The organism is Streptomyces sp. NPDC104313, from assembly GCF_055583985.1.
Genome location: NZ_JBVJMW010000002.1, coordinates 273914 through 287086 on the forward strand (window position 1 = coordinate 273914; position 13173 = coordinate 287086).

General features: G+C 71.7%; 13 protein-coding genes. 3 read left to right on the plus strand and 10 right to left on the minus strand.

Translation table 11 applies throughout. The annotated features are described in order from the left end of the window. Positions 1 to 137: 137 nt before the first annotated feature. The 6 genes from ACZ60Q_RS05135 to ACZ60Q_RS05160 all read right to left on the minus strand — a co-directional run bounded on the left by ACZ60Q_RS05135 (position 138) and on the right by ACZ60Q_RS05160 (position 6053). A complete protein-coding gene (locus ACZ60Q_RS05135) occupies positions 138 to 734 on the minus strand; it encodes a hypothetical protein (protein ID WP_469628603.1) in 597 nt (198 codons plus the stop codon). Between the two features lie 71 nt (positions 735 to 805). Further along, a complete protein-coding gene (locus ACZ60Q_RS05140) occupies positions 806 to 1972 on the minus strand; it encodes an ROK family glucokinase (protein WP_469628606.1) in 1167 nt (388 codons plus the stop codon). Between the two features lie 133 nt (positions 1973 to 2105). Further along, complete coding sequence (locus ACZ60Q_RS05145) at positions 2106 to 2951, minus strand: ATP-binding cassette domain-containing protein (RefSeq protein ID WP_469628609.1); 846 nt, start codon at positions 2949 to 2951, stop codon at positions 2106 to 2108. Beyond that, positions 2948 to 4003, minus strand: a complete 1056-nt coding sequence (locus tag ACZ60Q_RS05150) for an ABC transporter permease (protein ID WP_469628611.1) — start codon at positions 4001 to 4003, stop codon at positions 2948 to 2950. The genes ACZ60Q_RS05145 and ACZ60Q_RS05150 overlap by 4 nt, the downstream gene beginning before the upstream one ends. Further along, entirely contained in the window at positions 4000 to 5010 is a 1011-nt protein-coding gene (locus ACZ60Q_RS05155; protein ID WP_469628614.1) for a sugar ABC transporter substrate-binding protein, read from the minus strand. The genes ACZ60Q_RS05150 and ACZ60Q_RS05155 overlap by 4 nt, the downstream gene beginning before the upstream one ends. Before the next feature lie 278 nt (positions 5011 to 5288). Beyond that, positions 5289 to 6053 carry a GntR family transcriptional regulator gene (locus ACZ60Q_RS05160; RefSeq protein ID WP_469628617.1) on the minus strand — a complete coding sequence of 255 codons (765 nt, stop codon included), beginning with the start codon at positions 6051 to 6053 and terminating at the stop codon, positions 5289 to 5291. 148 nt (positions 6054 to 6201) lie between these two features. On the opposite strand from ACZ60Q_RS05160, the gene ACZ60Q_RS05165 reads away from it, so the two are divergent. Beyond that, positions 6202 to 7221: a Gfo/Idh/MocA family protein gene (locus ACZ60Q_RS05165; protein ID WP_469628619.1), complete on the plus strand. Its 1020-nt coding sequence runs from the start codon at positions 6202 to 6204 to the stop codon at positions 7219 to 7221. 30 nt (positions 7222 to 7251) lie between these two features. Here ACZ60Q_RS05165 and ACZ60Q_RS05170 read toward each other — a convergent pair whose 3' ends face one another. The 4 genes from ACZ60Q_RS05170 to ACZ60Q_RS05185 form a co-directional block, all read right to left on the minus strand. Further along, a complete protein-coding gene (locus tag ACZ60Q_RS05170) occupies positions 7252 to 8448 on the minus strand; it encodes a cytochrome P450 family protein (RefSeq protein ID WP_469628621.1) in 1197 nt (398 codons plus the stop codon). Between the two features lie 61 nt (positions 8449 to 8509). After that, on the minus strand, positions 8510 to 9679 hold the full coding sequence (locus ACZ60Q_RS05175) for a cytochrome P450 family protein (protein ID WP_469628624.1): 1170 nt from the start codon (positions 9677 to 9679) through the stop codon (positions 8510 to 8512). Between the two features lie 36 nt (positions 9680 to 9715). After that, positions 9716 to 10456, minus strand: a complete 741-nt coding sequence (locus ACZ60Q_RS05180; RefSeq protein ID WP_469628627.1) for a response regulator transcription factor — start codon at positions 10454 to 10456, stop codon at positions 9716 to 9718. 154 nt (positions 10457 to 10610) lie between these two features. Continuing rightward, the gene (locus tag ACZ60Q_RS05185; protein WP_469628630.1) at positions 10611 to 11831 is read right to left on the minus strand and encodes a sensor histidine kinase; all 1221 of its coding nucleotides are present in this window, start codon (positions 11829 to 11831) and stop codon (positions 10611 to 10613) included. 145 nt (positions 11832 to 11976) lie between these two features. On the opposite strand from ACZ60Q_RS05185, the gene ACZ60Q_RS05190 reads away from it, so the two are divergent. Then, the gene (locus ACZ60Q_RS05190) at positions 11977 to 12180 is read left to right on the plus strand and encodes a hypothetical protein (RefSeq protein ID WP_469628632.1); all 204 of its coding nucleotides are present in this window, start codon (positions 11977 to 11979) and stop codon (positions 12178 to 12180) included. A gap of 300 nt (positions 12181 to 12480) precedes the next feature. Further along, entirely contained in the window at positions 12481 to 13122 is a 642-nt protein-coding gene (locus ACZ60Q_RS05195; RefSeq protein ID WP_469628635.1) for a TetR/AcrR family transcriptional regulator, read from the plus strand. Positions 13123 to 13173 lie beyond the last annotated feature (51 nt).

Below are 13173 nucleotides of genomic sequence, written 5' to 3' on the forward strand. Positions count from 1 at the left end.
GAGGCCGGCGGCACGCGTGCGCGCGTAGGCCCCGACGGTGGCTCACCGCCGGGGCCTACGCGCGACGCCGCCGGTCGATGTGCTCGGCGGCGGTGCGGCGTACCCGGTGCCGGGTCGACGTACTCAGAGGTTCACGGTCAGGGGGTCGCCGCCGAGACGACGTACACGACCGGGCTGGCCGGGTCGGTCATGTTGACCGTGATGTTCTGGGTCGGGCGCGGCTTCTTGTTCGTGTGGGTGGTGCCGGCCCAGCGCTCACCCGGGGCGAAGGACCAGCCGGTGATCTTGACGTCCCGGGGGCTGATGTTGATCGTGCCGGGCTCCAGCGCCGCACGTCCGGTGCCCACCCCGGTCAGGAAGCGGTCGAGACCGGCGGAGGTCGTCCGGAACTTCGCGTACATCCGGCTGGCTTTCCAGTTGTTCGTCTCGTAGTACTGAACGCCCTGCCCGTTGCCGGGGATCGGGATCTCGAAGATCCGGCGCTGCATCTTGGAGGGCCAGCCCTCGCGGAGGCCCACGGCGGCCGCCTCGGCCTCCTTGTCCTGGCCCGAGCGGCGGCTCTGACCGGCCGAGATCAGCAGGTAGCCGGCCGGGATGCCGATCAGCAGCACGATGATCGTCGCGGTGATGAAACGCCGCTTGAACACATGCCGCCGGTCCTCGGGCGGCTTGCCCCCGCCGTCGCCCGGAGACTCCGGCTGGTGCGGCACCACGGGGTGCTCGGCTGCGATCATGATCAGGTGGTCCTCTGGGTGCTGCGGTGACGGCTTACTGAAGGGTGGACGCCGGATAGGGCGGCTGCGGTTCAGTCAGCGGTACGGGTGGACCGCGTGTTGCGGATGGTGCTCGCCGCCTGGTCGTAGATCTGGGCGTACCGCTCGTACCGCTCGACGCGCCGCCGGTTGGCCCGGCGGAATCGGCGGGCGACCAGCCGGGCCAGGTCCGCGGCGCCGACCATACCCGCCTCGGGGCCGAGCTGCGCCTTCGCGATCCGGGCCTCGGGGCGGTAGCCGCGGCCGGTGAGATGACGTTTGAAGGCGTCCCTGGCGGGGTTGATCAGAAGATCGTCGGCGGCGCTGACGCCGCCTCCGATGACGAAGCAGGAGGGGTCGAGCGCCGCGGCCAGGTTGGCGATGCCGATGCCGAGCCACTGACCGATGTCCTGGAGCAGCTCGATGCACATCGCATCGCCCTCGCGGGCCAGTTCGGTGATGAGCGGGCCGGTGATGTCGGGGATCTGGCCCTTCACCCGGTCGAGCAGGTAGTGCGCCACCGGGGAGTCGGCGGCGGCCAGTTCCCTGGCCTCGCGGACCAGGGCGTTGCCGGAGCTGTACTGCTCCCAGCAGCCCCGGTTGCCGCAGGGGCAGCGGTGGCCCGAGGGCACGACCTGCATGTGGCCGAACTCACCGGCCACCCCGTACTTGCCGCGCTTGACCTGGCCGTCCTGAAGGATCGCGCCGCCGATGCCCGTACCGAGGGTGATCATGACGAGGTGGTCCTCGCCACGGCCCGCCCCGAAGCGCCATTCCGCCCAGGCGGCGGTGTTGGCGTCGTTGTCGACCATGACGGGGACGACGAGGCGGGAGGCGATGGCGTCGCGCAGGGGTTCGTCGCGCCAGGCGAGGTGCGGGGCGAACAGGACCCTGGAGCGGTCGGCGTCCACCCAGCCCGCCGCGCCGATGCCCACCGCGTGGACGTCGTGCCGGTCGGAGAGGTCCAGGACCAGCTCGACGATGGTGTCCTCGACGACCCTGGGGCTCTTGGACTTGTCGGGCGTCTCGGTGCGCAGCTGTTCCAGGATGTTGCCGTCGGCGTCGACGACGCCCGCCATCACCTTCGTGCCGCCGATGTCGATCCCGACCGTGGGGACGCGGGGGGCGGTGAGGTGGGAGCGGCGTTCCTTGGTGCCGACGGTCTTGAGGACGGTGGCGCGGGCGGAGCCGCGGTGTGCGAAGTCGCGGTACGTGCTCATCGTCCCTGCGGGGTCTGGGGGGCCGGGCCGCTGTTGCGGCCGGCGGCGGACGGCGCCCGCCGGGCTCGATTCTGCCACTGCCCGGCCCCGGGGGGCCGGTGGGCGGGGTCGGCCGCGCCGGGGCGGTCGCCGCTCAGGGAGTCCCGCCCTTCGTGCCGTGGGCGCCCGGGAGGGTGGGGGCCGGGGTGCGTTCCAGTGCGTGGCTGAGCTCCTCCAGCTCGCTGCCGCCCGCCATCTGCCGGGTCAGCTCGTCCAGCGTGACGTCGTCCTTGGTGTGGCTGCCGGACATCACGCCGCGCTTGAGGAGGACGAAGCGGTCCCCGACGAGGTGGGCGTGGTGCGGGTTGTGCGTGATGAGGACCACGCCGAGGCCCGCGTCGCGGGCGGCCGCCACGTACTTGAGGACCACACCGGACTGCTTGACGCCGAGGGCGGCGGTCGGCTCGTCCAGGACCAGGACCTTCGCGCCGAAGTAGACGGCGCGGGCGATGGCCACGCACTGGCGCTCCCCGCCCGACAGGGTGCCGATGGGCTGGTCGACGTCGCGCAGGTCGATGCCCATGCGCAGCAGTTCGGTACGGGTCGTCTCCCGCATCCTCCGGACGTCGAGGCGCTTGAAGGGGCCGAAGCCGACGGTGGGCTCGGAGCCGAGGAAGAAGTTCCGCCAGACCGGCATCAGCGGGACGACGGCGAGGTCCTGGTAGACGGTGGCGATGCCCCGGTCCAGGGCGTCGCGCGGGTTGGCGAGGGTGGTCTCCTCCCCCTCGATCAGGAAGCGTCCGGCGTCATGCCGGTGCAGCCCCGCGATGATCTTGATGAGGGTGGACTTGCCGGCGCCGTTGTCCCCGAGGACGCAGGTGATCCCACCCGCGTGAACCTCCAGCGAGACATGCTCCAGGGCCTTGATGTTCCCGTAGAACTTGGACACGTCGTCCAGCTCGACCAGGGGGGCCGCACTCTCCTCGGAAGTGGCCGTCATGCCGTCGCCTCCGCGCGCTTGCGCACCCACGCGTTGAGCAGGGTGGCCAGGAGCAGCATCGCTCCCAGGAAGAATTTGAACCAGTCGGGGTTCCACTCGGCGTACACGATGCCCTTGCTGGTCATGCCGAAGATGAGGGCGCCGACGGCCGAGCCGATCGCGGAGCCGTAGCCGCCGGTGATCAGGCAGCCGCCGATGACGGCGGCGATGATGTACGTCAGCTCGTTGCCGACGCCCTCGCCGGACTGGACGACGTCGTAGCTGAACAGCAGGTGCTGGCCGGAGACCCAGGCGGCGAAGGCGACGCCCAGGTAGAGTCCGATCTTGGTGCGGATGACCGGGACGCCGACGGCGCGGGCCGCGTCGGCCTCGCCGCCGACGGCGAAGATCCAGTTGCCGAAGCGGGTGCGGAGGAGGATCCAGGTGGCGACGCCGACGAGCGCGGCCCACCACAGGATCGTCACCTTGAACTCGACACCGCCGAGGGTCAGCGTCGAGGCGAACAGCGCGCGGGCCGAGTCGAAGCCCTCCATGTCGCCGATGGCCTTGGTGGAGACGGTGCCGCTGATGAGCTTGGTGAAGCCGAGGTTCAGGCCGGTCAGCATCAGGAACGTGCCGAGCGTGATGATGAAGCTCGGCAGTTTGGTGCGGGTCAGCATGAAGCCGTTGAACGCGCCGATGGCGAGCGTGACCAGCAGGGACACCAGGACGCCGACCCAGACGTTGGCTGTCATCTGGTAGCTGAACATCGAGGAGATCAGCGCGGAGCTGGTCACCATGACGCCGGCGGAGAGGTCGAACTCGCCGCCGATCATCAGCAGCGCGACGGGGGCGGCCATGATGCCGAGGACCGAGGCCGCGTACAGCACGGTGCCGAGGCTGGAGGCCTGGAGGAAGCTGTCGGCGGCGATCGCGAAGAACAGGAAGACGGCCGCGGCGCCGACGACCGAACCGAGTTCGGGGCGGCCGAGCAGCTTGCGCAGCGGTGAGGTGCGCACCAGCCGCTCGTCCAGCTGCTCCGGCTTCTCCGGCGCGGTTGTGGAGCCGCTCATCGCGTGCCCCGCTTGGTGAAGTCGACCAGGGCGTCGGCGTCGTCCTTGGTGATGATCTGCGGGCCGGTCAGGACGGGCAGGCCGCCGCCGAGGACGTTGCGGTTGTAGCGGTAGAGCCAGAGCAGGTCGACGGCCTCGTATCCCTGGAGGTAGGGCTGCTGGTCGACGGCGAAGCCGAGCTTGTCGGTCTGGAGGCCGGCGGCGACCTTCGCGTTGAGGTCGAAGGTGTCGATCTCGGCCTTGCTGCCCGCCGTCTGCTTGGCCTGGACGGCCGCGTCGGCGAAGGGGGCACCGAGGGTGATGACCGCGTCGATGCTCTTGTCGGACTGGAGCTTGGCCTCGATGGAGGCCGTGACGTCGGGCATGTTGGTGCCGTCGACGTACAGGTTCTGCATCGTGCCGTCGAAGGTTTTCTTCGCCCCGGCACAGCGCTGCTCGTGACCCACGTTGCCCTGCTCGTGCAGGACGCACAGGGCCTTCTTGCGGTCCCGGCCGTTCAGCTCGTCTCCGACGGCCTCGCCGGCGATCGACTCGTCCTGGCCGATGTGGGTCAGGGCGCCGAACTCCTTGGACTCGGCGGATCCCGAGTTCACCGTGATGACCGGAATGCCCGCCTTGACGGCCTTGGCGACGACGGCCTTCATGGCGTCCGGCTTGGCCAGCGAGACGATCAGCCCGTCGACCTTCTTGTCGATCGCGGTCTGGACGAGCTGGGCCTGCTGGTTGGCCTCGTCGTTGTGCGAGTAGAGGAAGTTGATGTTGTCCTTGACGGCCGCCTGCTCGGCGCCCTTCTGGACGATGTCCCAGAAGGTGTCGCCGTCGCCCGAGTGGGTGACCATGGCAAAGGTCCAGCGCGGCGTGTTCACCGCGGCCCGCCCCTCGGCCGCGGCGGCCGCGCGCTCCTCGGCGCGCTTGCCGCCGGTGCTGCTGCATCCCGCGAGGGAGGCGCCCAGCACCACTGCCAGCACGGCGCCCATCGCGCGTACCCCTGTCCGAACCCTTGCCACGACGCCGTGCCCTTCTACCGCTGCTCACTGTGCTGCTTGACGGGGCCGGGGAGTGTACGGTCCCGGCCCGGCTGCCCAAGTATCCCCGAGCCCCGCCCGCTCCCGCCCGGCAGGGCCGGTGGGGGCGCGTCCTTCGGTGCAGCGATGTGTAGTCGAACTGCATGCCCACGTCAACCATCGGCCCGAACACGCTTACGTGACGGTTACGGCGGGCGAACATACCTACGCGGCGGTTCCGGCGACGCCCGCCCATCGGTCCGGGCCGGTGTTCGCGCGACTCAGGCGCGCACCAACAGCTGGAACTCGAAGGCGTACCGCTCCGCCCGGTAGACGTGCGAGCCGAACTCGACCACCCGGCCGGTGTCGTCGTACGTGGTGCGCTCCATCGTGAGCAGCGGCGCGCCCACGGGCTCCGACAGCACCCGCGCCTGCCGGTCGTCCGCGGCGCGCGCGCCGACGGTCTGGCGGGCGCTGTGCAGGGTGACGCCACAGGCCCGCATCAGCCGGTAGAGGCCGGTGGCCTCCAGTTCCTCGGTGAGCAGGGGCAGCAGGCCCGGGGGCAGGTGGTTGCGCAGGAGAGCAATCGGTTCGCCGTGGGCGCTGCGCAGCCGCTCCACGAGATGGACCTCGCTGCCCTCGGCGACGCCGAGCGCGGCGGCGACCTCGGCGGTGGCCGGTTCCGTGGTGTTGCGCAGGACGCTGGTGGCGGGCCGCTGACCGGCCGCCTCCAGGTCGTCGTAGAGCGAGCTGAGCTCCAGCGGGCGGCGGACCTTGCTGTGGACGACCTGGGTGCCGACTCCCCGGCGGCGGACCATCAGGCCCTTGTCGACGAGGGACTGGATGGCCTGGCGGACGGTCGGCCGGGACAGGCCGAGGCGGGCGGCGAGGTCTATCTCGTTCCCGAGCAGGGCGCCGGGGGCCAGCCGGCCCTGCTCCACGGCGGCCTCCAGCTGCTGCGCCAGCTGGAAGTAGAGCGGCACCGGGCTGGTGCGGTCCACGCTCAGCGGCAGCGGCAGCGGCCGATCGGTTCCATGTGCGGTCACGGGGCGAGCGTAGTTCGCTTGTCCGGACAAAGCCATGGCGTAACAAAAGCCATGGCGTACTGGGGCGGGGAACCATCGATCGACTCGGCCGCCATTTGTCAGGACAAACGCTTGACATGATGACCGGGCGAACGCCACCTTGGGGCCCATGCGCATCGGATTGATCGGAACAGGACGGATCGGCACCTTTCATGCGGAGGTGCTGAGCCGTCACCCTGCCGTGGACGCACTGCTGCTGGCGGACGCGGACCCGGAGCGGGCGGCGGCAGCCGCGGCACGGACCGGGGCGACGGCCGTCCCGGTGGACGGCTTGTTCACCGGGGAGGGCGAGGCCGGGGGTCTGCCCGACGCCGTGGTGATCTGTTCGGCCACCTCGGCCCATGCCGGGCTCATCTCGCGGGCCGCCCGCGCCGGGCTGCCCGTCTTCTGCGAGAAGCCGATCGCCCTGGACCTGCCGGGCACGCTCGCCGCGCTCGCGGAGGTCGAGGCGGCTGACAGCGTGCTCCAGCTCGGCTTCATGCGGCGCTTCGACGCCGGATACGGCGAGGCCAGGGCCGCCGTGCGGGAGGGCAGGCTCGGCAGGCTGCACACCGTGCGCGCGGTCACCTCCGACCCGGCCCCGCCGCCCGCCGCCTACCTCCCGCTCTCCGGCGGGCTGTACCGCGACTGCCTGGTCCACGACTTCGACATCCTGCGCTGGGTGACGGGCCGCGAGGTGAGCGAGGTGTACGCCACCGGCTCGGACGCCGGACCCGCGATGTTCCGGGAGGCCGGGGATGTGGACACGGCCGCCGCTCTGCTCACCCTCGACGACGGGACGCTCGCCACCGCCACCGCGACCCGGTGCAACGGCGCCGGGTACGACGTACGGATGGAGCTGGCCGGCGAACGGGACCAGATCGCCGTCGGCCTGGATGACCGTACGCCGCTGACCTCGGCCGAGCCCGGGAGCCCCGGCGCCCCGGCGAAGCCCTGGCCGGGGTTCCTGGAACGGTTCGCCCCGGCGTACGAGGCGGAACTGGACGCGTTCTTGCGCGTGGCCCGCGGCGAACTGGCCAATCCGTGCGACGGTCGGGAGGCCCTGCACGCCCTGCGGATCGCCGAGGCGTGCGAGGTCTCCCGCCGCGAACGCCGGCCGGTGGCGATGGCCGGGATCCCCGGTGGCTGAACGACGGCCCCGGACCTGCCGGGCGGGCCGCTACCAGGCGACCGGGAGGCTCAGCGGCCCCCGCATCAGCACTCCGGTGCGCCAGGCGAGCGTCGCCGGGTCGGCGGTGAGCTTCAGGTCCGGGCAGCGCTCCAGCAACGACCGGATGGCGATCCTGGCCTCGATGCGGGCCAGCGGCGCGCCCAGGCAGTAGTGGATGCCATGCCCGAAGGCGATGTGGCCCCGGGCGTCGCGGGTGATGTCGAAGCGGGACCCGTCGGGGTAACGGTCCGGGTCCCGGTTGGCGTCCGACATCGCGACGAGGACCAGTTCACCGCCGCCGGGGATCACCGTTCCGCCGACCTCGATCGGATCGGTCGTGAAACGGTAGGTGGGGGTCTCCACCGGCCCCTCGAAGCGCAGGATCTCCTCGACCGCATGGTCGATCAGGGTGAAGTCGGCTCGCAGGGCGGCCAGTTGCTCGGGGTGGGCGAGGAGGTTGTGCACGCCGTTGGTGATGAGGTTGACGGTGGTCTCGTGTCCGGCGACCAGCAGCAGCCAGGCCATGCCGATCAGTTCGTCGCCGGACAGCCGGTCGCCGTCCTCGTCGGAGGTGTGGATCAGCGCGCTCAGCAGGTCCTCGCCCGGCTTATCGCGCTTGTCGGCGAGCAGCCGGGCGATGTAGTCGGTCATCGCCCGGGTGGAGGAGGCGCGCAGGGACGGGTCGATGGAGGAGACCGCCTGGCCGGACCAGGTGCGGAAGGCCTCGCGGTCCAGGGACGGGACGCCGAGCAGCTCGCAGATCACCGACATGGGCAGCGGGAAGGACAGCGCCTCGACCAGGTCCGCCGCACGGTCCGGGGCCGCGAGCATCGAGTCCAGCAGCCCGTCGGTCATCTCCTGCACACGCGGCGCCAGCTGCTCCATACGGCGCGGGGTGAACTCACGGGCGACCAGCTTGCGCATCCGGGTGTGGTCGGGGGCGTCGGAGCCGAGCATCGAGGAGCCGGCGGACACCTTGCTGACGCCGAGCGACGGCGAGGCACGGCTCCAGTGCTTGGAGAGCCGCTGGTCGGCGAGGAGGGCGCGGCCCGTCTCGTATCCGACGACGAGCCAGGCGTCCGCGCCCTCGGGGATCCGCACCCGGTGGACCGGGCCCTTCGCGCGCAGGGCGGCGTAGGCGGGGTAGGGATCACGGGTGAACTGCTCGCCGAGCGCGGCGAGATCGACCAGGGGTTCGGTGGTCAACACGGTTCCCTTCAAGGAGATTCGCTGTGCGGAAGGAGGGGGGTGGGGTGCGGGCCGGGCCTCACCAGCGCACCGGCAGCCCCCGTGCTCCGCGCATCAGCAGACCGGGCAGCCAGTCCAGCTCGCCGCCGGACGGGTCGCGGGCGAGGTCGGGAAAGCGTTCCAGCAGGGCGCCGATCGCTATGCGGGCCTCCATCCGGGCGAGCGGCGCGCCCAGGCAGTAGTGCGCGCCGTGGCCGAAGCCCAGGTGTCCCTGAGGCTCGCGGCGGATGTCGAAGGCGTCCGGGTCAAGGAAGCGGGCGGGGTCGCGGTCGGCGGAGGCCAGGGCGACGAGGACCGGCTCGTCGACGGGAATCACGGTGTCGCCGATCGTCACCGGCTCCCGGGTGAAGCGGAAGGTGGCGGTCTCCACCGGTCCGTCGTAGCGCAGCATCTCCTCGACCGCGTTGTCGAGCAGCCCGGGGTCGGCGCGCAGCAGGGCGAGCTGGTCGGGGTGGTCGAGCAGGGCGCGGACTCCGTTGGCGATCAGGTTGACGGTGGTCTCGTGACCGGCGACCAGCAACAGGAAGGCCATCCCCACCAGTTCGTCGGAGGAGAGGCCCTCGCCGTCCGCCTCCCCCGTCCGGATCAGCCCGCTCAGCAGGTCGTCGCCGGGCGAACGGCGTCTGTCCTCGATGAGTTCGACGAGGTAGGCGCCCATCGCACCGGCCGGGTCGGCGTCCCGCTGCTCCGGAGTGGGAGTGACGATGCCGCTGGAGAGCGTCCGGAATGCGTCCCGGTCGATGTCCGGAACGCCGAGGAGTTCGCAGATCACGGTCATCGGCAGCGGGAAGGCCAGCGCGTCCACCAGGTCCGCGGAGCCCCGGGACGCCATGGCGTCGAGCAGGTCGCCGGTGATCTCGGTGACGCGCGGGCGCAGCGCCTCGATGCGCCGGGCGGTGAACTCACGGATGACGAGACGACGCAGCCGGGTGTGGTGCGGGGCGTCCAGCTCCAGCATGTTGGCGCTGAGCGCGGCCTCGGATGCGGTCAGGCGTCCGGTCCGCCAGTCCTTGCCGAGCCGCTGGTCGGCGAGTGCGGCGCGGGCCTCCTCGTATCCGACGACCAGCCAGATCCGCTCCATGTCCTCGGTGCGCACGGTGTGCACCGGCCCCTCGGCGCGCAGCTTCGTGTAGTACGGATAGGGGTTCGCGGTGAAGTCCGGCAGGTCGCGCAGATCGAGCACAGCCATGATGGTCAGCCCCTCTTCCGTTCCGGTCCGTTCCGGTCAGCGTAGGCCGCCCCCGTCGTCCCCATCCGTGTCGAGGAGTCCCGCGTCATGGACCAACAGCGCGATCTGGACACGGTTGTTCAGTTCGAGTTTGGCGAGGATCCGTGAGACGTGGGTCTTGACGGTCGCGACGCTGAGGTAGAGGGAGCCCGCGATCTCCGCGTTGGAGCCGCCACGTCCGACGGCGACGGCGACGGCCTTCTCCCGCTCGGCGAGTTGATCGAAACGCCTGCGTGCGCGGTCGGTGCGGCCGGCCCGGTCCTCGTCTCCGCCGCCCGCGGCGCGGGCCATCAACTGGCGGGTGACGGCGGGTGAGAGCACCGGGTCACCGGCGGCGACCCGGCGGACCGAATCGACGATCCGGGCCGGCGGGGTGTCTTTCAGGACGAATCCGGCCGCCCCGGCCCGGATGGCCCGGAGCACCTGTTCGTCCGCGTGGAACGTGGTGAGGACGACGACTTCGGGAGCCCCGGGCCGGCTGCGCAGTCGCTCCGTCGCGGTGAGTCCGTCCATGACCGGCATCCGGATGTCCATCAGGACGACGTCCGGGCGCAGTCGTTCGACCAGTTCCTCGACCTGGTCGCCGTCCGCACCCTCCCCCACGATGTCGATGCCCTGGTCGCCGCCGAGCATCAGGGTCAGTCCGGCCCGGACCAGCGGGTCGTCGTCGACGATCAGCAGCCGGACGGGCGGGGGCGTGGGTGAGACCGGGGGTGTCGGGGACGCCGGGGTGTTCATGACGGCCACCGTAGCCAGCCGGTGAGCGGTCCCCGTACGGCGGGCGTCCGGGCAGGCGTCGCGGTCCCGGTCCGTCGGCCGGGCGTCGCGGCCACGGTCCTCCGGGCAGGCCTCGCGGTCCCGGCCCTCCGGCGGGGCGCCGCGCCCGGGGGCGTCACGCGGCGGGCCACGGCAGTCGGGCCCGGACCATGAAGCCGCCGTCCTTCGTCGGGCCGTGTTCCAGCCCGCCTGCGGCGAGCGTGGCGCGTTCGGTGAGGCCGATGAGCCCCTGGCCCGAGCCGGGGACCCGCTCGAAGGGTTCGGTGGGGGCGGGGTTCGCCACCTCGATGGTGAGCCCCTCGCCCGGGCCGCCCGTCACGGTGAGGGAGACCTCGGTGCCGGGCGCGTGCTTGCGGGCGTTGGTCAGACACTCCTGGGCGATCCGGTAGACCGTACGGCCGGTGGCGGCGGGGGCGTCCTGGGGTTCGGCGACCCGGTTGTCGACGACGACCTCCATGCCCGCGAGCCGGGACTCGGCGATGAGGGCGTCCAGGGTGGCGAGGGTAGGCTGCGGCCGGTCGCCCTCGTCGGTGTCGCCGGGCCCGCGCAGGACTCCGATGATCTCGCGGAGGTCCTGGAGGGCCTCGTGGGCACTGTCCCGGATGACTCCTGCGGCCCGGCCGACCTCGGCGGCGGGGGCGTCCGGCCGGAATTCGAGGGCCCCGGCGTGCACGCTGAGCAAGGTCAGCCGGTGGGCCAGGACGTCGTGCATCTCTCGGGCGATGGCCTCCCGGGCCAGGCGCTGGGCCTGTTCGGCTCGCAGCGCCGCCTCGGCCTCGGCGCGGCGGGCCCGTTCGCGGAGGGTGAGGACGAGCTGCCGTCGGGAGCGTACGACCATCCCCCAGCTGAGGACCAGCAGGACCAGCAGGATCCCGATGACGACGGAGGCGACGAAGCTCGTCGCGGGGTCGGGGCGCAGGAGCGGCTGGAGGGGAGCCACGATCAGCGCGCCCGCGCCGACGATCGCCACCGGTCTGAACGGGCGGTGCACCGCCAGGCTGAAGAGGGCCACCAACAGCGCGCCCGCGGCCACGGGTTCGACGACGCAGACGATGGTCAGCGCGGCGGCGAGCCCCACCGGCCACCGTCTCCGGAGCCAGAGCGCGCAGCAGGCCGCGGCCCCGAGCACCGAGTCGACGAGGACGAAGACGTCGGCCGTGGTCTCGTCGGCGTCGATGGCGGCGAGGGCCAGCAGGCCGATGCCCGCGGCGCAGAGGAAGGCCGTGATGTCGACGGCCCAGTCCCGCACGGTTCGCCGTGTACGGGCCCGGTCGCCGGGCAGCTCGGGATCGGCCATCGCCGAGGGGAGCAGCCAGCGGTACTCGGTGCGCGTCATAGCGACAAAGTTACGCAGCCGGGTGGCCCGGAGGGGCCCTGCGCGGCGAGGGGGCGACCAAAGTCGCAGGATCGGCTACTTTCGGCGCGGCGGACGGGACCGGTGGCCGACGCGGCGGGTGCGGGGCGGGCGGGAGGCTCGGCCCATGAAGAAAATCGTCGAAACGATCGGGTTCCTCGTCTTCGCCCAGGGCGCGGGCGGGCTGCTGTACGAGTGGACGGGCTGGTTCCGGCTGTGGACGGTGGTGCGGCGGATCGACTTCCTCAGCGACCGCGGACTGTTCGTCAACATCGTGCTGATCGTGGCGGGGGTGGCGATCATGATCGCTCCGGACGCGATCAGGAGATGAGGCCGTCCCGCCGCCGGCTCACGCCCCGGCCCGCTCCCGGTCCGTGCCGCGACGGACTTCTGGATCTCCTGGATCCCCGCGGAACGTGTTGTGGAGACCTCACCGGCTCGCACGCGGAGCGATCACGCTATCCGCCGGGCTCCTGGAAAAGGAACACCTGTCTCAACGGTCGGGTCGTACCGGGGCATCGCCCGTGGTCAGAGGCGGTCGGGCCGTTCGGCCGGACGGCGGAGGGTCCATCGGCCGCGCTACCGCTCCCTAGACTGACGCCTCGATAACTCTGAGGCACGGAGTGGTCACATGACGTCGTTGAGAGCGGACGGGCGGGTCGAGCGAGGGAACCAGACCCGGCAGTTGATCCTGGGGCGGGCGGTGCAAATCGCCTCCGTCGAAGGGCTGGAGGGCCTGTCGCTGGGGCGGCTGGCCACCGAGCTCGGGCTGAGCAAGAGCGGGGTGTTCGCTCTCTTCGGCTCGAAGGAGGGGCTCCAGCTGGCCACCGTACGGGGGGCGGTGGCCATATACGTCGACCATGTACTGCGACCCACCCGGTCGGTGCCGCCGGGCATCGGGCGGGTCTGGCGGCTGTGCGAGGCGTGGATCGCCTACTCCCGCGAGCGGGTGTTCCGGGGCGGCTGCTTCTTCTACGCCGCCACCGCCGAGTTCGACGCCCGCGGCGGCAGGGTGCACGACGCCCTGGCGTCCGCGCAGACGGGCTGGGTCACCTTCGTGGAGCAGACGATCGAGGATGCCAGGTCCGCCGGGGAGCTGGCCGGGGACACCGACGTGTGCCAGCTTGCCTTCGAGGTGATCGCCCTGTTGGAGCTGGCCAACGCCGAGTCGGTGCTCCAGAACAACAACCTCGGCTACGACAAGGCGGCGCGGGCCATCCAGGTCCGGCTGCGGGCGGCGGCGACGGATCCCACGCTGCTGCCTTCACGGTAGGCGGCCGGGCGGCGCCAGGCCCCGGGCGGCCGTGGCGCCGCGATCGCGCCG